Origin of the sequence: Fictibacillus enclensis (assembly GCF_030123385.1) — a bacterium.
Taxonomy (GTDB): domain Bacteria; phylum Bacillota; class Bacilli; order Bacillales; family Fictibacillaceae; genus Fictibacillus_C; species Fictibacillus_C enclensis.
On sequence record NZ_CP126109.1, the window covers coordinates 1,414,211 to 1,437,817 of the forward strand.

Annotated in this window: 22 protein-coding genes; 21 read left to right on the forward strand and 1 reads right to left on the reverse strand. The window is 45.7% G+C overall.

Annotated elements, in window-relative coordinates:
• Positions 1 to 35: 35 nt before the first annotated feature.
• From QNH15_RS07590 to QNH15_RS07675, 18 genes are all read left to right on the forward strand, one after another.
• Positions 36 to 425, forward strand: coding sequence for a (2Fe-2S) ferredoxin domain-containing protein (locus QNH15_RS07590; RefSeq protein WP_283893783.1), 390 nt, complete (start codon positions 36 to 38; stop codon positions 423 to 425).
• A complete protein-coding gene (locus QNH15_RS07595; RefSeq protein WP_283893784.1) occupies positions 425 to 1,123 on the forward strand; it encodes a HoxN/HupN/NixA family nickel/cobalt transporter in 699 nt (232 codons plus the stop codon). Before QNH15_RS07590 ends, QNH15_RS07595 begins: the two co-directional genes overlap by 1 nt.
• Before the next feature lies 1 nt (position 1,124).
• Positions 1,125 to 2,732: a precorrin-3B C(17)-methyltransferase gene (cobJ, locus tag QNH15_RS07600; RefSeq protein WP_283893785.1), complete on the forward strand. Its 1,608-nt coding sequence runs from the start codon at positions 1,125 to 1,127 to the stop codon at positions 2,730 to 2,732.
• 11 nt (positions 2,733 to 2,743) lie between these two features.
• On the forward strand, positions 2,744 to 3,646 hold the full coding sequence (locus QNH15_RS07605; protein ID WP_283893786.1) for a sirohydrochlorin chelatase: 903 nt from the start codon (positions 2,744 to 2,746) through the stop codon (positions 3,644 to 3,646).
• Positions 3,643 to 4,419, forward strand: a complete 777-nt coding sequence (gene cobK / locus QNH15_RS07610) for a precorrin-6A reductase (RefSeq protein WP_283893788.1) — start codon at positions 3,643 to 3,645, stop codon at positions 4,417 to 4,419. The genes QNH15_RS07605 and cobK overlap by 4 nt, the downstream gene beginning before the upstream one ends.
• 5 nt (positions 4,420 to 4,424) lie before the next feature.
• A complete protein-coding gene (locus QNH15_RS07615; protein WP_283895470.1) occupies positions 4,425 to 5,072 on the forward strand; it encodes a precorrin-8X methylmutase in 648 nt (215 codons plus the stop codon).
• A 3-nt stretch (positions 5,073 to 5,075) separates the two neighbouring features.
• The gene (locus QNH15_RS07620; protein WP_283893790.1) at positions 5,076 to 6,179 is read left to right on the forward strand and encodes a cobalt-precorrin-5B (C(1))-methyltransferase; all 1,104 of its coding nucleotides are present in this window, start codon (positions 5,076 to 5,078) and stop codon (positions 6,177 to 6,179) included.
• Positions 6,176 to 7,378, forward strand: a complete 1,203-nt coding sequence (gene cbiE, locus QNH15_RS07625; RefSeq protein WP_283893792.1) for a precorrin-6y C5,15-methyltransferase (decarboxylating) subunit CbiE — start codon at positions 6,176 to 6,178, stop codon at positions 7,376 to 7,378. The genes QNH15_RS07620 and cbiE overlap by 4 nt, the downstream gene beginning before the upstream one ends.
• A 1-nt stretch (position 7,379) precedes the next feature.
• Positions 7,380 to 8,081: a precorrin-2 C(20)-methyltransferase gene (gene cobI / locus QNH15_RS07630; protein ID WP_283893794.1), complete on the forward strand. Its 702-nt coding sequence runs from the start codon at positions 7,380 to 7,382 to the stop codon at positions 8,079 to 8,081.
• Positions 8,081 to 8,854: a precorrin-4 C(11)-methyltransferase gene (cobM, locus tag QNH15_RS07635; protein WP_283893796.1), complete on the forward strand. Its 774-nt coding sequence runs from the start codon at positions 8,081 to 8,083 to the stop codon at positions 8,852 to 8,854. The genes cobI and cobM overlap by 1 nt, the downstream gene beginning before the upstream one ends.
• A complete protein-coding gene (locus QNH15_RS07640) occupies positions 8,851 to 9,978 on the forward strand; it encodes a cobalt-precorrin 5A hydrolase (protein ID WP_283893798.1) in 1,128 nt (375 codons plus the stop codon). Before cobM ends, QNH15_RS07640 begins: the two co-directional genes overlap by 4 nt.
• Positions 9,979 to 9,999: 21 nt before the next feature.
• On the forward strand, positions 10,000 to 11,376 hold the full coding sequence (locus QNH15_RS07645) for a cobyrinic acid a,c-diamide synthase CobB (RefSeq protein ID WP_283893800.1): 1,377 nt from the start codon (positions 10,000 to 10,002) through the stop codon (positions 11,374 to 11,376).
• The gene (locus QNH15_RS07650) at positions 11,369 to 12,874 is read left to right on the forward strand and encodes a cobyric acid synthase (protein ID WP_283893802.1); all 1,506 of its coding nucleotides are present in this window, start codon (positions 11,369 to 11,371) and stop codon (positions 12,872 to 12,874) included. The genes QNH15_RS07645 and QNH15_RS07650 overlap by 8 nt, the downstream gene beginning before the upstream one ends.
• Before the next feature lie 15 nt (positions 12,875 to 12,889).
• Positions 12,890 to 13,660 (forward strand): uroporphyrinogen-III C-methyltransferase, encoded by a 771-nt coding sequence (gene cobA, locus QNH15_RS07655; protein ID WP_283893804.1) that lies wholly within the window; start codon positions 12,890 to 12,892, stop codon positions 13,658 to 13,660.
• A gap of 10 nt (positions 13,661 to 13,670) precedes the next feature.
• Positions 13,671 to 14,207 (forward strand): cob(I)yrinic acid a,c-diamide adenosyltransferase, encoded by a 537-nt coding sequence (gene cobO, locus QNH15_RS07660; protein WP_283893805.1) that lies wholly within the window; start codon positions 13,671 to 13,673, stop codon positions 14,205 to 14,207.
• A gap of 144 nt (positions 14,208 to 14,351) precedes the next feature.
• Complete coding sequence (locus QNH15_RS07665) at positions 14,352 to 15,632, forward strand: YsnF/AvaK domain-containing protein (protein WP_283893806.1); 1,281 nt, start codon at positions 14,352 to 14,354, stop codon at positions 15,630 to 15,632.
• 253 nt (positions 15,633 to 15,885) lie between these two features.
• Positions 15,886 to 18,147: an McrB family protein gene (locus QNH15_RS07670; RefSeq protein ID WP_283893807.1), complete on the forward strand. Its 2,262-nt coding sequence runs from the start codon at positions 15,886 to 15,888 to the stop codon at positions 18,145 to 18,147.
• Positions 18,122 to 19,564, forward strand: a complete 1,443-nt coding sequence (locus QNH15_RS07675) for a DUF2357 domain-containing protein (RefSeq protein WP_283893809.1) — start codon at positions 18,122 to 18,124, stop codon at positions 19,562 to 19,564. The genes QNH15_RS07670 and QNH15_RS07675 overlap by 26 nt, the downstream gene beginning before the upstream one ends.
• A 57-nt stretch (positions 19,565 to 19,621) precedes the next feature.
• On the opposite strand, the gene QNH15_RS07680 is transcribed toward QNH15_RS07675, so the two are convergent.
• Positions 19,622 to 20,335: a Crp/Fnr family transcriptional regulator gene (locus QNH15_RS07680; RefSeq protein ID WP_283893811.1), complete on the reverse strand. Its 714-nt coding sequence runs from the start codon at positions 20,333 to 20,335 to the stop codon at positions 19,622 to 19,624.
• 138 nt (positions 20,336 to 20,473) lie between these two features.
• Here QNH15_RS07680 and ric point away from each other — a divergent pair, with 138 nt between their 5' ends.
• The 3 genes from ric to QNH15_RS07695 all read left to right on the forward strand — a co-directional run bounded on the left by ric (position 20,474) and on the right by QNH15_RS07695 (position 23,605).
• Positions 20,474 to 21,175 (forward strand): iron-sulfur cluster repair di-iron protein, encoded by a 702-nt coding sequence (gene ric / locus QNH15_RS07685; protein WP_283893813.1) that lies wholly within the window; start codon positions 20,474 to 20,476, stop codon positions 21,173 to 21,175.
• A 311-nt stretch (positions 21,176 to 21,486) separates the two neighbouring features.
• On the forward strand, positions 21,487 to 22,212 hold the full coding sequence (locus QNH15_RS07690; protein WP_283893815.1) for a GntR family transcriptional regulator: 726 nt from the start codon (positions 21,487 to 21,489) through the stop codon (positions 22,210 to 22,212).
• 88 nt (positions 22,213 to 22,300) lie between these two features.
• Complete coding sequence (locus tag QNH15_RS07695) at positions 22,301 to 23,605, forward strand: SLC13 family permease (RefSeq protein WP_283893817.1); 1,305 nt, start codon at positions 22,301 to 22,303, stop codon at positions 23,603 to 23,605.
• Positions 23,606 to 23,607: the final 2 nt, after the last annotated feature.

The following is a 23,607-nucleotide window of genomic DNA, read 5'->3' on the forward strand; positions in this document are numbered from 1 at the left end:
TTTTTTGCGTGGAAAAAAGTAGAGGAAGTGATGTTATGACGACATGGAACTTAAACGGAACAATGAGCCATGTGCTCATCTGCAACGGATCAAGCTGTATGAGAAAAGGCGGAGAGGAATTGACTCAGGCGATTCGCGACGAAATTAAAAAGCAGGAGCTTGACCAGCAGGTGCACACGACCCGGACCCGCTGCAACGGACGGTGCAAAGACGCCTGTGTGGCGATCATCTATCCGGAAGGAACATGGTACAGCGTGCCGGATGAAGAGGCAGCAAGGAAACTTGTCACTAATCACTTGGGAAAAGGTGAAAAGATGATACAGCATGTGATCTATGAATACGGTGAAGAAGGATTCTGTCTGGAGGCAGAAAACGGCTGGACAACCGGCGTTGAGAAAGTGAAGGAAAAGGAGGCCGTGAAGTAATGGAATTAATGACCTTTGCGGTGCTGGCGATTTTTATCGGCATGCGCCACGGATTGGATGGTGATCATGTCGCTGCGATCGCGGATATGGTGGGAAGCGAACGTAGACGAAAAAGACAGCTGACGCTGGGGATTATGTATGCCCTCGGCCATGGAGCGATCGTCTTTTTGATCGGGCTTTTGTCCATCTATGTTGGGGCGAAAATGCCAGAAGGTGCGCAGAGCTATCTGGAGCTCGCCGTCAGTGTAACGCTGATTATTCTGGGCTTGATTATCATCCTGTCTATCTTTCAGCGGAAGAAAGACTATGAGTACAAAAGCCGATTAATGATTGTCATGGAATACATACAAAAACTGACCGGTTCAAAAAAAGAAACCTCAGATCTAACGAAATTTGGTATCATCAGCGCCTTTATCATCGGCGTTATCCATGGAATCGGTGTGGAAAGCCCGACCCAGATCGCAGCCGTTACCCAGGCGGCTGGTCTTGGCAGTGTCACAGGCGCCACCATGCAGCTCGTCCTGTTCGTAATCGGACTTTTAGCTTCCACCATCTGTGTAACATTCTTGTTCACCTGGGGCTTTATGAAAGCGAGCATGAAGAAAGGATTTTACATCGTACTCGGTTCCGTGACCGGCGTGTACAGCGTAGGGCTCGGGCTCTATATGATGGCCGAACTGTTGAAAGGAGGTTTTTGACATGAAAGGAAAGCTGCTCATTATCGGATTCGGACCTGGAAGCTATGACCACATTACCGAACGGGCAAAGCAGGCGATCCAGGAAAGTGACTGTATTGTCGGCTATAAAACGTATGTGGAACTCATCAGCGGCCTGATCACCGGCCAGAAAATCATCAGTACCGGGATGTCCGAGGAAGTCAGCCGGGCTCAAGCCGCTGTAAAAATGGCGGAAGATGGGCAAAAGGTGGCGGTCATCTCAAGCGGGGATGCCGGCGTTTATGGGATGAGCGGCCTCGTGTACGAGGTGCTCGTGGAAAAAGGCTGGAAGGAAGCCACCGGGGTGGAAGTGGAAGTGATTCCGGGGATCTCGGCGATCAATTCCTGTGCCTCCTTGCTCGGCGCTCCGGTCATGCATGATGCGTGTACCATCAGTCTGAGCGACCACCTTACGCCATGGAAGCTGATCGAAAAACGGATCGAAGCCGCGGCACAAGCGGATTTCGTCATCGCCTTTTATAACCCGAAAAGCGGAAGGCGCACAAGACAGATTGTTGAAGCTCAAAAAATTCTCCTGCAGCACCGTTCGCCGGAGACTCCGGTCGGTCTCGTAAAAAGTGCGTACCGTGACCGGGAGAGCGTGGTGATCTCAAACCTGAGAGATATGCTCGACCATGACATTGGCATGCTGACGACGGTCATCGTCGGAAACTCACAAACCTTTTTGTATGACGAAAACAAACTCATTACCCCAAGAGGTTATCAGCGAAAATACACGCTGAATACAGAAAAGCAGCGATTACGCCCGCATGAACGATTGCGCAAGGAAAATGAACCATGGGCGCTGCCGGACGAAGAGCCGGTGAGTGAAAAGGTCGAAGCTCAAGCTAGTGCTCTTCAGCTGGCGAATGAAGCGCTAGCTCTGGCGACCGGTAAGCAGGAGGAAGAGCCTGCAGAAGATATCATTCCATCCCGCGTTGAATCCATTCTGGAATTTGGAGTGAGTCCCGGGCTGGTAAATAAAAAGTTTACGTCGAAACAACTCCTTACTTTAGCCGAAGTGGTCGGCGAGCATGGAGAGATGGAATACACACCGCACCATCAGATCAAGGTGCAGCTGTCGACGGACGAGCCCGACCTCGTTACTGAAAAGCTAAAAGCAGAAGGCTTCCTGCTGCTTCCGGCGGGAGACGTGCTTCAGATCAAGGCGTGTGACTTTTGTGACGGAGAAAAGTACGATTCCATTCCTTACGTGGAACAGCTGCAGGAAGAACTTGGCGGACGGGCGCTTCCAAAGGAACTAAAGCTTGGATTCAATGGCTGCGGAATGGCTTGCTATGGAGGTGTTCAGGAGGATATCGGTATCGTGTTCCGCAAAGGCAAATTCGATCTGTTCCTCGGTGGCAAGCCGCTCAGCCGGACCGCGCATTCAGCCCAGCCAGTCATGGAAGGGATCGAACCGGATCAGCTGGTGGGCATCGTTACGGGTATCATCCAGGAATATGAGGAAAAAGGGCATCCAAATGAGCGGTTCTTTAAGTTCTTCAAACGCGTGCAAGAGGTTGGCGGATTCAAACATAAAGACATGGCTCCGGTCATTCAGCTCGAACCGGCTCCATGCGGAGATTAAGGAGGAAAACAATGAAGGCAATTTTAATGGTAGGCCATGGCAGCCGGGATCCGGAAGGCAATGAGCAGGTTCGCACCTTTATCGACGAAATACGGACAAAGGTGGATTCCGGACTGCTGGTCGAAACGTGTTTTCTGGAATTTGAAAGTCCTGATATTCATGAGGGGATTGAGAGTTGTGTTCAAAAAGGCGCCACTTCGGTAGCCGTGGTGCCGATCATGCTGCTTCCGGCAGGTCACTCCAAGATTCATATTCCAGCTGCGATCGATGAGGCGAAGGAAGCATACCCGCATATCAACTTTTCGTATGGACGTCCGATCGGTGTCCATGAAGCGGCACTCGATATTCTCACTCATCGTCTGCAGGAGATCGGCGAGAATCCAGCTTCTCCTGATGAGGATACTGCGGTCATTCTTCTCGGGCGCGGAGGCAGTGATCCGGACGCCAACAGTGATCTGTACAAGATTACGAGACTGCTGTGGGAGCGTCTGAACTATAAGATCATTGAACCTTCCTTTATGGGAGTGACCGATCCGCTCGTTGCCGAAGGAGTGGAGCGATGCATCAAGCTTGGCGCCAAAAAGGTCATCATCCTTCCGTACTTTTTGTTTACTGGCATCCTGATCAACCGGCTGGAGAAGATGGTCGCCGATTTCAAACAGCAGTACTCGGACCTTGAATTTCAGCTGGCTCAGTATTTTGGTTTTCATCCGGATCTTCAGAAAATCCTGATCGACCGGATGGAGGAAGTACTTCAGGGAGAAGTGAAGATGAACTGCGATACGTGTCAGTACCGCCTCGACGCCATGGAGCATATCGACCACCATCATCATCACGATCACGATCATAGTCATGGGCATCATCACCACCATCATCATGATCATTCCCATGAGCCGGAGGAACATAAGGTATGATTCTTTTTCTTGCGGGAACGAGTGATGCACGGGAGCTTGCACTCACCATAAAGGAAGCTGGCTACCCGCTTCTTGCGACAGTGGTCACGGAAAACGCCGCATTGGAGCTCAGAAAGAATGGATTGAACGTACATACCGGCCGGCTCAATCAGGACGAAATCGAAAATTTTATCGAACAGCACGGCGTTACGATGGTCGTGGATGCGTCCCATCCGTTTGCTGAGGAAGCGAGCAAGAACGCGATGGCGGGGGCAAAGGAAAAAGGTGTACTGTACCTCCGCTATGAGCGGGACCGGCAGGAATATGAGCACGAGCATCTTCTTGCAGCAGACACGTATGAAGAGGCGGCCGAAAAGGCGGGACAGATTGGCGGTGTCATCATGCTGACGACCGGAAGCAAGACATTGCAGATTTTTACCGAAAAACTGCTGAACCAGTCCGATGTTACCTTGATCGCACGCATGCTGCCGAGAAAAGACAACATGGAAAAATGCGAGCAGCTTGGCTTTCCGCAAAAGAGTATCGTGGCCATTCAAGGGCCGTTCACGAAAGACTTCAACAAAGCTTTGTTTCAGCAGTTCGAGGTGGATGTGATGGTTACCAAAGAGAGCGGCAAACAGGGAGCCGTGGATGAGAAGGTGGAAGCGGCTCTTGAGATGGGGATTCAGGTGGTCATGATCAAACGGCCGAAAATCGCCTATGAAAACCAGTATGCAAATTTTGAAGAAATCTTGCAGCATATTTCCCGGGAATGGAAAGGAGTTTTAACATGAGCATGATGGACTTTAGAACGGAATTTAAACCAACCACGGTTCAGCCCCAGCAGATTGAAGGAAGAAGCTTTGAAATGATTGATGAGGAAATCGGTGAGCATCCGTATACGGAGGAGCAATATCCGATCGTCCGCCGGGTTATTCACGCCTCGGCTGATTTTGAGCTCGGAAAAAGCATGGTCTTTCATCCGGACGCTATACAGGCAGGCATTCAGGCGATCAGAGGCGGCAAGAAAGTCGTGGCCGATGTGCAGATGGTTCAGGTGGGCGTGAGCAAGAGCCGCATCGAAAAGTACGGAGGAGAAGTGAAGGTGTACATTTCGGATCCGGATGTAATGGAAGAGGCGAAGCGGCTGAACACGACCCGTGCGATCATCTCCATGCGCAAAGCGATCAAGGAAGCGGACGGAGGCATTTTCGCCATCGGTAACGCACCGACCGCGCTTTTGGAACTGATTCGTCTCGTGAAGGAAGGGGAGGCAAAGCCAGGTTTGGTGATCGGTCTGCCGGTTGGTTTCGTTTCGGCTGCAGAGTCGAAGGAAGAATTGGCGAAGCTTGATATTCCTTATATTACGAATGTGGGCCGAAAAGGCGGAAGTACCGTTACGGTGGCCGCGCTGAACGCGATTTCTCTTCTTGCTGAACAGGTATAAACCATGAAAAGCAAGACACCAGAAAAGGAAAAGAAAAACCTCCGGCAGGGCTACACGACTGGGGCCTGTGCCACGGCTGCCACAAAGGCGGCACTGACGGCCCTCATTACGGGCGAGCCGCAGAGCGAAGCGACCATCTACCTGCCGGCGAAAAAGTTCGCCACCTTTCAGATGGACAGCTGCATTTTAAAAGACGGAGCGGCGGAAACCGGAACGATCAAGGATGCCGGTGATGATCCGGATGCAACCCACCAGGCACTGATCAAATCAGAGGTTTCGTGGGTACAAGAACCCGGTATCATCCTCGACGGCGGAATTGGCGTCGGCCGGGTGACCAAGGAGGGTCTTCCGGTCGCTGTAGGTGAAGCGGCGATCAATCCGGTGCCGCGAAAAATGATCCATGAAACCGCGAAAGAGGTGTTGGAATCCTTCGGGATCAAGAAGGGCATCAAGATCGTCATCTCCGTGCCGGATGGGGAAGAAATCGCAAAGAAAACCTTGAACGGCCGGCTTGGCATCATCGGGGGCATTTCCATCCTCGGCACACGGGGCATAGTGATTCCATTTTCCTCGGCCGCCTATAAAGCGAGTATCGTCCAGGCGATTTCAGTCGCAAAGGCAAGCGGATGCAAGCATGTCGTCATTACGACAGGCGGACGAAGCGAGAAGTATGGGATTAAGGAATACCCGGCATTACCGGAAGAAGCGTTCATCGAAATGGGAGACTTTGTCGGCTTCACCCTCAAGGAGTGCAAGCGGCAGGGAATGGAACGCGTCTCGATGGTCGGCATGATGGGTAAGTTTTCAAAGGTTGCACAGGGCGTCATGATGGTTCACTCCAAGAGTGCGCCGATCGACTTCAACTTTTTGGCAGGGGTGGCCGAGCGGGCTGGCGCTTCGTCTGATCTGGTGGAACAGGCAAGAGAGGCGAACACCGCTTCCCAGGTTGGTGAACTGATGGCGGCAAACGGCGTGAACGCGTTTTTCGATGAGCTGTGTGCGAGCTGCTGCGAGAATGCGCTGAACGAGATGAAAGGCGGTCTGTCGGTGGCCACCAGCCTGTACACGTTAAAGGGAGAGTTTTTAGGAAAGGCGGAAACAGAATGACACGTATTCAAGTAATCGGCATTGGGGATGGAGGAAGCAGCGACCTTCTGCCAAACAGCAGGCAGATCATCCAGGAAAGTGAGCTGCTCATTGGCGGAGAACGACAGCTTGCTTTTTTCCCGGAGTATGAAGGAGAAAAGCTCGTCATTAAAGGCGGATTGAAGGACCTCGCCGAGCGGCTGAAGCAGGAAGAGAAAAAGACGGTGGTGCTCGCTTCTGGTGATCCGCTTTTTTACGGGATCGGAAGCTATCTTTCCAAACAGGTGGAGGTTGAGATTCATCCATACCTCAGTTCCGTCCAGCTCGCCTTTTCCAGGATGAACGAAAGCTGGCAGGATGCCCATGTAATCAGTGTTCATGGCCGGAGCATGAAGGGGCTCGCACAGAAAATCGACGGACGGAAAAAGGTGGCGCTTCTTACCGATCAGGAGAACTCACCGGCCGCGATTGCGAAGTACCTTCTTCAATTTGAAATGAGAGAATATATCGCGTTTGTGGCGGAAAATCTTGGCGGAGAAGAAGAACGGTGCACATCGATGACGCTCGAGGAAATGGCATCTTGGGAAGGTTCCCACCTGAATATTGTCATTTTAAAACAGGAACAGCCAGGACCGTCCTGGCATTTTGGCATTGAAGATCGTGAATTCTCCCAGCGGAAGCCGGAAAAAGGGCTTATCACGAAAAAGGAAATCCGGACGCTGAGTCTTGGTGCTCTGGCCCTTAAGGAAAACAGCATCGTCTGGGACATTGGTATCTGTACAGGATCAGTCGCCATCGAAGCGGCAAAGATCGCCCGTGAAGGAGCGGTCTACGGCATCGAGAAGAATGAACATGATCTCGTGAACTGCTATGAAAATATGAAAAGGTTTCGCGCCGACCTGACCGTTGTGCAGGGGAAGGCGCCTGAGAGGCTCGAGGAGTTCCCTGATCCCGACGCGGTTTTTATCGGCGGAACGGCGGGGGATATAAACGGCATTCTCGATGTGTGCTGCAGCAGGCTGAAAGACAACGGCCGGATCGTCCTGAACGCGGTGACGATCGAGAATCTCGCCCAGGCGGTTGACGGCTTTAAACAGCGAAACTATGAAACCTCCATTACGCTTGCGCAGGTGTCCAGAAGCAAGCCCATTTTAAATTTAACAAGATTCGATGCATTGAATCCGATTTACATTATAACTGCCACAAGAAAGGAAGAGTAATATGGTTGGAACATTATACGGCCTTGGCGTTGGTCCGGGAGATCCGGAGCTGCTGACCGTCAAAGCCTTTCGCAAGCTGAAGGAATCCCCGGTCATCGCCTATCCGAAAAAGAGAAAAGGCACGAAGAGCTATGCCCACCGCATTGTGGATGTGTATTTGAACCAGGAAGAAAAAGAGATGCTAGGCCTCGTGTTTCCGATGACAAAGGATCCCGTTATCCTTGAACGTGAATGGTCCAGCACCGTGGAGCAGGTCTATGAAAAGCTCAGCGAAGGAAAAGACGTAGCTTTTGTGACCGAAGGCGATCCTCTCCTGTACAGTACGTTTATACATATGATGAACATGATGAAAGAACGCCACCCCGATGTGGCGATCCGCACGGTTCCCGGCATTTCCTCGATCAACGGCACGGCCTCGGCTCTCGGTCTTGCCCTTGCTGAGGGAGACGAGCATGTGGCGATTATTCCGGCGAGAGACGACTATGAAACCATGAAAAAAGCAATCGTGGAAAACGACTGCATCTTTTTCATCAAAGTTGCCAAGGTGATGCCGCTCATGCTGAAAATATTGCGTGAACTGGATTTGATGGATAAGGCACAGGTGGTAACGAAGGTCACGTCAGAGGAAGAAATCATCTGGGATATCAACGAGCTCGATCATGCGGAGCTTGAATACTTAACATTGATGGTGGTGAGAAAATAATGAAGGTAACTATTGTTGGAGCGGGGCCCGGGGATCCGGATTTAATCACAGTCAAAGGGCTGAAGGCCATGCAGGAAGCGGATGTGGTCATGTACGCCGATTCACTCGTGAGCGAGGAACTGATTGAGCGGGCAGGTGACCATGCAGAAATCATCAAGACAGCCGGGATGCATCTGGAAGAGATGGTAGAGGCCATGGCTTCTTTCTTAAAGAAAGGAAAAAAGGTCGCGCGCGTGCATACCGGAGACCCTGCCGTTTATGGCGCGATCCTTGAGCAGATCACGCTCCTAAAAGAAAAGAACATTGAGGTAGAGATCATTCCTGGCGTCAGTTCGGTGTTCGCATCGGCTGCGGCCGTTGGAGCGGAGCTGACGGTGCCTGATTTGACGCAGACAGTGATCTTAACGAGGGCGGAAGGGCGCACGAAAATGCCGGAGCAGGAAAAGCTGAAGGACCTGGCGAGCCATCATTGCACCGTTGCTCTGTTCTTGAGCGCCACGTTAACGAAGAAAATCGTCAATGAGTTTTATGCAGCAGGATGGAGTGAGGATACGCCGGTCGCTGCGGTTTATAAAGCAACATGGCCGGACCAGAAGATCGTCCGCACAACGCTCGCGCATCTGGACGAGGAACTGAAGAACAACGGCATGCGCAAGCAGGTGATGATCCTTGCCGGCTGGGCACTCGATGAGAACATCCACGAAAAAGACTTCCGTTCCAAGCTCTATGACAAGACCTTCACTCACGGCTTCCGGAAAGGGGTGACGTCATGACGTATCTTCTCGAAGAAAAAGTCGAGCCGCGGATTAAGACGTTTCATGATTATGCGCTCGTCGCGATCACCAAGCATGGCGTGACCCTGGCAAGAGAGCTTCAGAAGAAGTTCGGTGCCACGGATTTGTACTACATGAAAAAGTTCGAAAAGGGCGATGAAGAAGAAAAGAACATCCAGATGTTTGAAGGCAGTGTGCGTTTGCTCCTGCCTTCTCTTTTCAAACACTACAAAGGCATCATCCTCATTATTTCGTTGGGTGCGGTCGTCCGCATGATCGCTCCGATTTTAAAGGACAAAAAGACCGACCCTGGTGTCGTAGTGATTGATGATAAAGGGCAATATGTGATATCTGTACTCTCCGGCCATCTGGGCGGGGCGAACGAGCTGACGAAGGAAGTCGCCGCACTGATTGGCGGCCAGCCGGTAATCACGACTGCTTCTGATGTGCAAAAGACGATTCCGGTGGATCTGTTTGGCAAGCGTTTCGGCTGGGAGTGGGATTCAGCAGAAAAACTGACACCGGTCTCCGCTTCTGTGGTGAACGAAGAGCGGGTCGCCATCGTCCAGGAATCAGGCGAACGAGGCTGGTGGGAGCATGACCGCCCGCTGCCTGGAAATTTCTCGTGTTATTCTACGATAGAAGAAGCATTGCAACATGACCATGATGCGGCACTGGTCATCACCCACCGGAACCTGGAGTCACAGGAAGAACAGATTTTACATAACGGGGTGCTTTACCGGCCGAAGGTAATCGTGCTTGGCATGGGCTGCAACCGCGGCACCTCCGCCCAGGAAATACAGGAGGTGATCCAGGAAACACTGGACGAGCTTGGGTTTTCCATCAAGAGCGTGAAAGAAATCGCCACCATCGACCTGAAAAAAGACGAAGAAGGATTGCTCGAGATGGTATCGAAGTATAACTGGAACTTTACCTGCTATCGTCCAGAGGAACTGAATGCCGTTGAGATTAAGGAACCTTCAAATACGGTCTACAAATACACAGGCGCTTATGGCGTGAGCGAGCCAGCAGCAAGGCTGGCGAGCGGGGCAGGAACACTGGAACTGGTAAAAAAGAAATCCGGAAACGTGACGTTATCCGTTGCGGTCATTCCCTTCCAATAGAAGAAACGGGAGATGAGGAACATGAGTGAACGAAGAATTGTAATTGCGGGTACCGGGAGCGGCGTCGGAAAAACGACCCTCACGATCGGTCTGATGAGTGCACTGCAGCAGCGTGGATACGAAGTACAGGGTTTCAAGTGCGGGCCGGATTATATTGATCCGACGTACCATACGGCAGTCACCGGCCGGGTCTCCCGGAACCTTGACAGCTGGATGCTGTCAGAGAACGTCGTAAAAGAAGTGTTCAAGAGGGGAAGCGGGGGCGCTGATATTTCCATCATCGAAGGGGTTATGGGCTTTTATGATGGAAAGGACCCAAAATCCAACCGCGGAAGTACGGCTGAAATCGGGATGATCACCGAGAGTCCGGTCCTGCTCGTCGTCAACTGTGCGAGTATGGCGAGAAGTGCCGCCGCGATTGTCAAAGGTTTTCAGATGCTGGCCGAGGGGCCGAACATCGTTGGAGTTATCGCCAACCAGGTGGGTTCGAAAGGCCACTTTGAGCTGGTGAAAACGGCGATTGAACAGGAATGCCAGGTGCCGGTCATCGGGTATCTCGAACGGAACGAGGAGCTGTACATCCCCGAACGCCATCTGGGATTGATTCCATCGATCGAGCGCGGCGACCTGGATCCGTTTTTTCAGAAGCTGGGGGAACTCGTTGAAGCAACGATCGATCTTGATCACCTCATGAAAGTGGCGGAAGCGCCTCCGATTGAGTTAGAAGCTAAGGACTCTCTTTTTCAGAAGCGAGAAACAGAACCGGTGAAGATCGCCGTGGCGAAGGACGCGGCCTTTAACTTTTATTATCAGGAAAATCTGGATCTGCTGGAGGCATACGGCGCAAAGCTTCAATTCTTCTCACCATTAAACGGAGAGACCGTGCCACAGGATGCGCAGGGTCTTTATTTGGGCGGAGGTTTTCCTGAAGAGTTCGCACCGGAGCTCGCCGAACAAACAGCGGTCCGAGCATCTGTCCAAGAAGCCATCAAGCGCGGGGTGCCGACACTCGCGGAGTGCGGCGGGTTCATGTACCTGACCGAGGAGCTCGAAACGTCAGAAGGCGAAGTACATCAAATGGCAGGCATTATCCCTGGTAGAGCGGTCATGCATACAAAGCGGGTGGCGCTCGGCTACCGGGAGATCAAAGGTAAACCAAGCAACTATCTGTTAAAAGAAAATGAAGCGGCCAAGGGCCACGAGTTTCATTACTCCACCTTTCAAGCAGAAGAAGAAATTCCTTACGCCTTTGAGACCAAAGGTATGAGAGGGGCAAAAGACGAGGGCTATATGAAAGGAAATCTCATCGCAGGCTATACGCATTTCCATTTTGCATCATTCCCGGCTATGGCCGAAAACTGGATCAAACAATGTCAGGAGAACAAACAGCATGTCTAAGCCTCTTTCACTCATGATCCAGGGGACGCATTCAGATGCGGGAAAAAGCGTGATCACGACCGCATTCTGCCGGATCTTCGCTCAGGACGGCCATCGAACCGCTCCGTTTAAATCGCAAAACATGGCCTTGAATTCGTATGTGACCATTGACGGCAAAGAAATTGGACGGGCACAGGGTGTTCAGGCGGAGGCGGCGGGTGTGGATGGGACGACAGACATGAATCCCATCCTCATCAAGCCAAGCCGGGAAAACGACGCACAGATCGTCGTCCATGGCAAACCGTTTCAGAACATGAACGCGTTTGATTACCGCAAGTCTTTTTACGAGATGGGAAAGGAACTGATCAAGGGCTCGCTTGCAGCTCTCTATGAGCAGTATGAATGTATCGTGATTGAAGGAGCGGGGAGTCCTGCCGAGGTGAACCTGAATGACCGGGAAATCGTCAACATGTCTGTGGCCCGGATGGCAGATGCACCTGTCATCCTTGTGGGTGACATTGAAAAAGGCGGTGTGTTCGCCAGCCTTGTCGGAACGCTTCAACTATTGAAGGAGGAAGACCGGGAGCGGATCATCGGGGTCATCATCAACAAGTTCCGTGGTGATATCTCACTGCTGAAATCAGGACTGGACTGGTTTGAAGAATACAGCGGAAAGCGTGTGCTTGGCGTGATTCCCTACCTGCCAGGTTTGAACATCGAAGCAGAAGACTCGGTCGTCTTACAGCGATACAGCACACGACGGGATGAAACAAAGGGCCTGGATATCGCGGTCATTCAGTACCCGATGATCTCGAACTTCACCGACATCGATCCGTTTTTTGCCGAAGACGATTGCTCGGTCCGCTTTGTCACCACTGCGAGCCAGCTCGGACAGCCGGATCTCATCATCCTTCCCGGCAGTAAGAACACCATTGAAGACCTTCTCTTTCTTAAAGCAACCGGACTGTTTGAGAAAATCCAGAAAAGTGAAGCCGTGATCGTAGGCATCTGCGGAGGCTACCAGATGCTCGGTGTTTCGGTCAGTGACCCGGAGGCAGTGGAAACACCGCATGAAACAGAAGAGGGCCTGGGACTGCTTCCGATCGAAACGGTAATGGATATCGAAAAAACAACCGTTCGTTCACAGGGAACCGCCACGTTTATGGGAAGAGAATTTGAGATTAAAGGCTATGAAATCCATATGGGGCGTTCTTCCTCCACAAAAAGGATTCCTTTCATGCAAACCGGACGCGGACTCCCGGATGGAGCCAAAAGCAAGGACGAGCGCATCATCGGTACATACTTTCATGGGTTGTTCCATAATGACGAGTTTAGGAGCGTTTTATTGAATTCCATCAGAAAAGTGAAACAGCAGGAAGAACAAACGGAGATTATAAGGTATAATGACTTAAAAGAAAAAAGCTTTGATACGCTGGCTGATCATGTGCGCAAGCATGTGGATCTGGCTGCGATATATAAAGAAATGGAGAGATATAGCGAGCGGCGCATGCCGGTCTAGAGAGGTGGAGTGAAGATGGAGAGAGGAAAGGTGTATCTGGTAGGAGCAGGACCCGGGGATCCGAAGCTCATTACGGTGCGTGGACTGGAATGCATTAAGGAAGCAGACGTCATCGCCTATGACCGTCTGATCAACAAGGAACTGCTGGAATACAGCAAAAAGGATTGCGAGCTGATCTTTTGCGGGAAGCTGCCCGGAAAACATGAACTGATCCAGGAACAAATTCATGATTTGCTCGTGGAAAAGGCGCTGGAAGGAAAAGTCGTCACCCGGCTCAAAGGCGGCGATCCGTTCGTGTTCGGCCGTGGCGGGGAGGAAGCGGAAGTCCTTGCGCAGCATGAGATCCCGTTTGAAATCGTACCCGGCATCACGTCCGGTATCGCGGCACCTGCCTATGCAGGTATCCCTGTTACTCACCGTGACCATGCCGGTTCCTTTACGATCGTTACGGGACATGGACGCAAGGAGAAGGGACAGGACTTTATCAACTGGCGTGCACTTGCCGAAGGAAGCGACACGATCTGTTTTTACATGGGAATCGGCAACCTAAAGCATATCTGTTCCGAGCTCATCGCACACGGAAAGCGTTCGGATACGCCAGCTGCGGTGATCGAATGGGGAACGACCGAAAACCAGCGGACCGTCACCGGAACCCTTGAAACCATACTGGACAATGCCCAAAAAGAAAACATCACCCATCCGGCCATGGTCATTGTAGGTGAAGTCGTGAGAATGCGCGAGAAGATCAGATGGTTCGACCGGATCGAAGCGGCACTCACGAACTAGGAGGGGAAAGATGACACAAAAAGGGATGACCCTCGTGTACACAGGTGACGGAAAAGGCAAAACCACCGCCGCTCTCGGACTGGCCATCCGGGCCGCCGGAAGAGGAAAGAAGGTGGTCATGCTGCAGTTCATTAAATCACCCTCCCGAACCTATGGCGAGAAGCTGATGTTTGATAAGATCGGCATTGAAATGATCCAGACGGGCGTGGGGTTCACCTGGACGAAAACTCCGGAGGAACACCGCGCCGCGCTGAAAGCTGCCTGGCAGCTCGCTCGGGAAAAAATGTCCTGTGAGCAGTATGACATGGTCATTTTAGATGAAATCAACAATGCTCTGGCCATCGATAAATTTCCGGTAGACGATGTGCTGCCGCTGTCAGAAGTTGTAGCAGCTTTGAAGAACCGTCCATCCGGGATGCATGTCGTGCTCACCGGCCGGAGCGCTAAGCAGGAGATCACAAATCTTGCAGATCTGGTCACGGAAATGACGCCAATCAAGCATTACTATGATGAAGGAATCGGCGCGATCAAAGGGATTGAATTTTAAAGGAAAGCTGCCTCAGACGTAGGTGGCTTTTTTACTGTGTTCATAAAAATAAACCTCAAAATTTTATCTATTTTTGTTTACAAAACGTTTATCGGGGTATTTTAGTCCCTGAGCAAAGATATCATTGACGAGGAGGAATTTACTATGAGTAAACAAGTCATCGGAGTGTATGATTCTGAAGAAGCAGTCGTAACAGCCGTACAGCAATTACAAAACAAAGGGTACGACACAGATGATATCTCTGTCGTAACAAACCATGAACGCAGCCATGATAACATTGAAATGAGAACAGGTGCAGAAGTAGACAATCTCGCAGAACTGAACAAACAAGAAGAGACACTTTTTGATAAAATAAAAAACGCATTTACAGATGATGAACCTAGACGAGACAACACCAACCTCGGAGAACGCCTGGAGGATCTCGGCCTTCCAAGTACTACAGCATCCTCTTATGCAACAGATGTGGAAGCCGGAAAAATTCTGTTGGTCGTAGATAGCGACAGAGACATCGATGACCTGAACAATGATGATCCTTTAAATAATGCAGCGACAGGAACCACAACCGGGTACGGAACATCCACCGCAACAGCAGGTGACTTCAGAGATGATCTTACTGACAGGCCAAATGACCTGGGACGTGACGACTATGGCAACGATCTCGATGTTGATCGCAAACGGCCGATTGATTCCCGTGACAATGTGAACACTGACTTTGACAGCAACCGGGATGATGAGCTTCTGAGAGGAAACCGTGCCGATACGAATCTCGGAACAAATCTTGATTTGGACCGCGATAACACACTTGGAAACAGAAACGATGTGGACGAGGAACGCAGGATGAAGCTGCGGGAAGAGCAGCTCGAAATTGATAAACAGCGTGAGACCACAGGTGAAGTAAACGTTAATAAAAATATCATTGAGGAACATCAAAGTGTAGACGTACCAGTGGAACATGAAGAAGTGTACGTGGAGCGCCGTCCGGTGAATGAAGCAGACCGCGCAGACGCAGGACCAATTGGCGATAATGAAGAAATTCGTGTTCCATTGACCGAAGAGCGTCTTGAAGTCAACAAGAAGCCCGTAGTTTCAGAGGAAATTGTAGTCGGCAAAAAGAAAGTAACCGAGAACCAGCATGTTGATGAAACAACACGCCGTGAGAAAGCCGACATTGACCGTGACGGAGCGCTCGGCTCAAGAAATGACGTCACCAAGGGAGGCGGACTAGCTGCCGATGATGAACTCCCTGAGAACGAACGCAGCCTCCGGGAAGATTCCGATTTAGCTGATCGCAATGCGCGATTGGGTACGGATTCAGATATCAACTCTCGTGAAAACCGTGATAACGACCTGACCGATGTTGATGATGAACTTAGAGAACGAACTCGCCGCACGAAGCGTAATTCGGATGATGATGGGTTGTTTTAAGAATAAATAGTGAAAATACCCGGGATGAAAACCTCATCCCGGGTATTTTTTGTTATGCTCTACAATAATATGCCTTTGTGTTATAACTAACAAGATGTAAGTATTATAATTCTAATTACATAGTTAATTATTCTTTTACAGGAATTAACTATGTGTCATTACAAAGAAAATAGGGGATTGATAAACAATCATAATAATTATTTGATAAAGCAGTATATAATGATAATAGACTGCTGTTAAAGGGGAGAAATAAATGGCAAATGGTACATTTATCAATTCTTTCAATCTGTCAAACTATCAAGAAATCTTTAATATTAACGACACACCAAACAGATGTCGTTCAGTTTTGGATAATATAAAAACAGAAATTCAACCATTTTTTGAGCGGTTTTGCGAAGAAAATAATCTTTTAACAGAAAACCGATTTATCAGGGATTACTCAGATACCTTGTCTACCACAATGAGCAACGCTAGAAATCCTAATAATATGGAGCAAAAGAAAAATTCAATTACTGGTAAAAAATATTATATTGCACTCAATGAAAAAGTGGGTGATCAAGAAGTTAACTTATTAACAATTGAATTTAATGGCGTGGATCATAAGATTTATATTTCTGTAGACTCGAATTATTTTCCAATCTGGTATTTAATGAGAACAGGGGAAATGATACCCTCTTTACAACGACTTCCAGAAAAAGTTTTAATATATTTTCAAACTGAATGGTTTAAAAAAGAGAAGGTTAGTTTAAATAAATTTGAAAATGTTTACTTAACATTTAATAAGCAAAGAAAACGACCATACTATCATTTTGGCACTGAAATACCTCTTACAGGTATTATAAATAGGAAGGATTTGGAGGGACACATACTAGATGTTTGGGCGGATACGACAATTATCAAAGAAAAACTTATTTATGAAAAAAGTTTAGGAAACGAAGCAGACTATATATTAAGTTTATTTGCCCAAGATACTACCAAGCAAGATACTGTTGAATTATTAAATAATACATTTTCTCTATTTTATGGAGAGGTTGAAAAGTATAAACCCAGAGCTCAAAGACAGGCATTTTCCATTTATGATAGAGATCAATTGATTACAAAAGGTTTTTTTGTATATTTTGAAATAGATCAAGCTCACTCTCCAAACCAAGTTATGTGTGTAACCCTAGAAGGGCACCGGCATATCTATTCTAATCTCAGAGATTTATTATTTAACCAGGAATCTGAATGGTGGATAAAAAAAACCTTTGCAACTCATAATCTTAATAATAATGAGGTCATGAGAAAGGCAATGGAGTTATTAAGTAATCATGGAATACAAACAGATAATAATGCCTATTATCTAGCTACATATAATAATGAGACCAAGACATTTGATAAAGAGGTCAACGTTATTAAAAAGGATTTGGTTACTGCTGGTTTACTATTTGCTTATGCAAGTGAGAAGTTAGAGTTACCAACTACAGATTCGGAGATTGTAGAAATTGTGGAAGACGTAGATGGAGATCCTCAAGAAGTAGAGTTCGTAAGTAATTTCTCTTTTAGAGAAATTTATGACATTATTGTCGATAGTCAGTTTACATTTTCATTAGATATTATCCGTGATCTTCATCTTAATTTAACAGCATTGGATGATAAACATTTTGTAATATTAAATGGAATTTCGGGAACGGGAAAAACACAGTTATGTCGTTTGTATGCCAACGCTGTTTTTGGGCTTGATTATGAATCGGAAAATCCTTATTTAACCATTATTCCAGTACGTCCAGATTGGATGGATGCTACCGCACTATTTGGTTACTATAGTTCTTTTGAGAAAAAGTATGTAATGACAGAATTTTTACAAGTTTTGTTTTCGGCACAGAAAGAGAGGGATAAGCCTCATTTCATTGTCTTAGATGAAATGAATTTAGCGCGTGTAGAATATTATTTAGCTGATTACTTAAGTGCTGTTGAATCGAGAAAAGAAATATTACTTCATAGTCGTGAAGATATTGCAGATGTTCCTCAAAAAATTACTATTCCGCCAAATGTTTATGTATTAGGAACAATAAATGTTGATGAAACGACACATTCCTTATCAGATAAAGTAATTGATCGAGCATTTGTAATGACTCTTTCAGATGTAGACTTTGAAAATTATTGGACCAGCCTTGATCAGTCAATTAAAGCACTTATAAGTAGTGAATTTAATATTCTTAGCGATATTCATAAAAAATTAGAATTATACGATCTTCATTTTGGTTATCGAACAATGAACGAAATGATACAAAAATTGATTAAGAATAAAGAGTTAGATGAAGAACACAGTTTGGATTCAATGGTAGCGCTTGATAGAGTAATAAGTGAAAAGATGCTACCTAAGTTAAGGGGAGATGAAAGAATTACGGAATTATTATTTACCCTTAAAAATGATTTTTCCGTATATTTTGACGAAGATTCTGAGTCAGTTGCTCACATTGAAAGAATGGAAAAGGAGCTGGAACGTTATGGATCAACCCAGTTCTGGCGTTAAGTTTTTTATACAAACATTCAATGAGGGATGGGTTTCTTTTGATCATGTGTATTTTCAAGAAGCAACTTCATATAGATGGAAGATCGAAGGCGAGTTTCAGCCAAATATTTTATTCAACGGAGCACTACTGCCTTTTACTATAACTGAAACGGGAGTCAAAGGAACTCTTATTACTCCTTTTCAATCGGGAGAAGCTGTATTCATAATTAATGATACAGAACATAAAACATATATTTATCCTGATGATAGAAAGGTTACTAATGAACAATATGAAATAATGCTCAATGAAATTTTGAATGAAGCTGCTGTTTGTTTTGACTACAGTGGGCTAGGAAAGAATTTTAATGCCAAGGGAAGGGAACTTAATATATCGTGGACTCAGTGGTCATATATAAAAAGAAGTTTCCATCAACTATCTCTCTTGTTTCAAAAAATAAGTAATAATCCCTTTTCAGTCCTAAAACAAGAATATCTTATGAAGAACCGCGAGAAAGTACAACAGATTAGCATATCAACAGCCTTGTGGCTAGAGAAAAATTATGGTACAACTGGACAGATTCCAAGGCAAGTATTTACTTCAGTACGTAAAGAAACTAATGATATTTATGAGAATCAGTTACTAAAAAAACAATTATTAGAACTTAGATATCTTTTAAGCCAATATAAAAGGTTCGTAAATATAAGAATAAAAATAGAGGCGGAGCAACTTCAAAATAAGGTTAATTATTGGTTGAACCATTCCTTTTTAATAAATGTTCAGCCACTAAATGGTCAAGTTACTGTTACTCAAAGGTTAAGAAAACATCCTGATTATCGTAATTGGATAAAATGGTTTGATAAGTTGTACCAACATCAAAAATACTTTATTGGATTTGATTATGACATTCCATTAAAGGACACCTATAGACTTTATGAAATATGGTGTTATATGAAGATTATTCAACGAGCTCGAAAAAATGGAAAACTTGCAAGTACTTCAGAACTTTTTAAAATTACATCTGATGGTATTTTTTTATCATTAGCGGAGAATAAAGAGAGTACAGTTCATCTCGTAGAGGGAGATACAATCACATATCAAAAAATATTTCAGTATCGAAATCAAGTAGCGCATCATTCACAAGCTATGTTTTATACATTTACACAACGTATGATTCCTGATATCGTCATTCAGAGTAAAGGCAAGTTGAAAATTTATGATCCGAAATATCGGATCCCTAGCAACATTGGAACGGCCCTTGGTGAAATGCATAAATATAGAGATGGAATTAGAAATATTTATACTGATGATTTAGTTGTCGATGAAGTTTATATTTTAACACCGTTTCAAGATAATGGAGAAGAAATGAGATTTTATAAAGATAGTTTTCATAGCCGCTATAAAATGGGAGCAGTAAAAATGTCGCCAGGAACTGATTAAAGTGGAAGAGGAAAAAGCGTACCGGATATCCAACCGATACGCTTTTCTTCTATATAATTATATCCTGCACACCTGCACTGGACAGTCCTCACAATTGCACATGTCCTTCAAATAATCCAGGTCCTTGATAATCATGCTGCCGTCCTTTGCCTGGTCGAGGACTTTATCTTTTTTCAGCACACTGACCATCCGGCTGACCGTTTCCCTTGAGGTTCCGACGAGTTCAGCCAGCTCTGTATTTGTCAGCTGAAGAGAAAGGATGATTCCTTCTTCGGTCATTTTCCCATACGAGTTCGCCAAGCGGATCAGGGTGGAGCAGAGTGCACCGTTTTTTCCGTATAACATTAGATCGCGGAGCTTAGAGCGGGTGATCTGGTGCATGAGGCTGGTCCAGCGGACAAACTCCACGGCCATCTCGCCATTGCTGCGCATCATCTCTTCCAGATCGGTCTGGTGAATGACACCAACAGTGCTTTTAGTTGACGCTACGGCGCTGAACGAATGCTTTTCGTTTCCGAGTGCGTTGAGTTCCCCGATCAAGTCCCCGTTTTGAAAGATGGAGAGCACGAGCTCCTTCCCGTCTTCGGTCATCTTCGTTCCTTTGATCATGCCTTCCTGAACAAAATACAGCTTGTCGGCCGGTTCATTGTCCATGAAAAGCATTGTTCCTTTATCTATCGTACATGTCATCATGATTTCTTCGAGTATCTTAAGCGTTGGTTCGGAGAAAAACTCTGTTTGTTGAACGGCTTCTTTCCCGCGAGTTTTCATCTTGTTCCCTCCAGTATCTGCCACATCTTACGCATAGTATATCAAACAATCCTCACCAGTTGATGTGATATCTGTCACAGAGAAATGAATTTCGGAAGAATACAGTAAAGGTGAAACCAGTCAAAAGGAGGAGTCCTGATGAAGAGCGTATTTGATCCAACGTTACAGACCCGTGAGGTTGTCATGAAATGCCCAAGAGCCGGAGACCTTCTGAAGAATTATCGAATTGATTATGTGCGAAACGGCAGCAAACCGATCGGAGAGGCGATCAAGGAACGAAACCTGAACTCCAGTGATGTGCTGAACGAGCTGAATACATTGTACGAAAAGAACAGGGACCATCAGTCGGGTATGACGAAATGGGAAAAGCAAAAAGTAAATGCCTTGATCCAATACATCATCGATGCCCACCATTCGTATTTATATATGGTATTGCCGAAGCTGCAGAGTATGATCACGACCATCTTCAACAAGCACGTCGGCAACCATCCTGAACTATCTCATGTTCACTACCTGTTCTCCATTCTGAAAATTGAACTTGAGCAGCACATCCTGATTGAAGAAGAACTCATCTTTCCAAAAATCCTGGCGTACGAAAAGAAACCCACGCTCAACGCCCAGATTGACATCAAGGAATTCGTGGAGGATCTCAAGAGGGAACATGAACACATCGGTCAGTTTTTAAAAGACTTGAGAGAACTGACGAAAGACTATAAAGTACCAGATGATGCTTGTGATAGGTACCGGCTGGCTTATGTAAAATTGGATGAGCTGGAGTCGGATTTGTTTCAGCATCTGCATTTGGAGAATAACGTGTTGTTTCCCAGAGTGCTTGGCTGACTCTGTTGAACTTTGGGATCTTAACATGATTATATAATGATGATGCTATGTCCATTGGATATGGCATTTTTTGTGAGGAGAATGACGGAAGACAGAAATTTGGAAATCCAGCTATATTGAATCATGATTTGGGAATTAGAACTTTTAGATTTAACGGAGTTTTAATTATATAATTTTTTAATCTCAAAGAGATAGTAAAAAATTCAGAAAACTGTATTGACTCTTAACTTTTAGAAATATAAAATAAAGTAAGTCATCTAGATGTATAGATGAAATGAAAGTTATTTATTCTAATTCCTAGGAGGATGAGCATGAGTGATTTTAATACTCTTATTCCAAAGTACGTACAAATTGCTGATAGATTAAGAAAAATACTAGATGAAATGTACAAAGAAGGAAAAGAAAAATTCTTAAGTGATGATGAACTTATAAAAATGTTTAATGTTTCTAGAATGACGATCCGCCAGGCCGTTCAATTGCTTGTGGAAGAAGGCCTTTTAAAACGTATTCAAGGGAAAGGTACGTTTATTGTTCGAAAAGACAAATTAAAAACAGATATTGCTAAATTGGATACTTTTTTTAAAGGATGGTATTTAGAAAAAAACTTCACTGTGAAGTTGTTATTTAGGGGATCCGTACCTTGTCCTGAAGGGCTAGAGAGCAAATTGGGGGTAAAACTTGGAGAAGAAGTTTATCAGGTAACACGTTTACGTCTTTCAGAGGGAATCCCTGTTGTTATCGATAACCGTTACCTTTTGAAAAAGTATGGCGAGCAGATCACTGATGAAGAATATATTAATTATTCTTTCTCTCATTTATTTTTAAATAAATTTAATATAGCGCTTTCTGAAGGAGAAATTGAAATAGAAGCAATTCTGGCAAGCCAAGAGACTTCAGAAATTCTTGATATTTCTGTAGGTTCTCCGGTGTTATATAGAAGTGTTGACCTAAAGGTGAAAAATGGTTGTGTTTTAACGGGTGCTTCTTCTTATCGTGGAGACATGTATAAATACAAATCAGTATTGAGTTTGGATTAAATAAGAGATGTTGGTCATCATTTAAAGTGGATTTATTATCTTGTTAATTTGTAAGCGCTTATAAAATTATAGATATAAGAAGGAGGAAATGATGTTCTATTCAATCTTAATCATACTGGCTATTATTATTGCAATTTATCTTGGTGAAAAGCATGATATAAATACGGGCTTAGTTGCGTTAGCACTCGCTTATGTAATTGGTTGTTTTGTTTTGGGGATGTCTGTTAGCGATTTATTGGCAACGTTTCCAATAAAGTTATTCTTAGTTATTTTCACCCTGGCGCTCTTCTTTAATTTTGCCGTTGTGAATGGTACGTTAGAGAAAATTGCTCATTTATTACTTTTTAGATTTCAAAAACAAACCAAATGGCTTCCTTTAATCTTTTATTTTATTACAGCCTTGGTTTCCGGAATGGGTGCCGGTTTCTTTACCTCTGTGGCAGTCATGGGTGCAATTGCAATGGCGCTGTCTAAATCATCCGGAGTTAATAGATTGCATGTTTCATTCGCAGTTTCGTTAGGCTCTCTTTCTGGTGCGAATTTCATGTATAGTGCTCACGGAGTGCTCTTTAACTCTCTACTAAGTAAAACAGCAGTTGCTGCTCAGGCGGATGTTCTGACAAGGGATATCTTTGTTGTTTCATTTATATATCCAATATTTATTATGTTATTTCTGATGTTATTTGATAGAAAAAATAGTCAAATAACTGAATTAAACATTGAAAAACCAGAAGGCTTTTCAAAAAAACAAAAAGTAAATATTTCTTTAATTATTCTTCTTATGATAATTGTGCTAGGTGTACCAATGCTGGCTAATTTTATGCCAGAGAACAAAACGATGCAGTTTATTAACGCACGCACGGATATTACTTTACTGGCAATTGTATTGGCAATCGCAGCTTACTTATTGAAACTGGCTGGGGACAAACCGAAAGAAGTAATGGCAAGAGTCCCGTGGAATACCTTATGGCTTGTATCAGGGGTAGGAATGTTAATTGATGTTGCCGTAAAAGCTGGTACCATTGATTTATTAGCTTCTTTAATCAACGATATGCCATCCTTTATAGTTCCTATTGCTGTAACCATCATTGCAGGTATTATGTCCATCTTTAGTAGTACCTTGGGTGTTGTTGCCCCACTTATGTTTCCTATGATAGCTGGTATAGTAGAACCTACAGGCTATAGTTCTTCGTTGATTGCTGTTGCTATTATAGTCGGGGCCCAATCAACAGCTTTAGCGCCATTTTCTACAGGCGGCAGTTTAATTCTTGGGAATAGCAGTTTAAGCGAAGAAGATTCTAAAAAGTTTTATAATGACTTACTTTATAAAGCAACACCATTAGGGTTAGGGTTTGCGATTGTTGCAACATTGATTTTAATGTTTATCTATTAGGG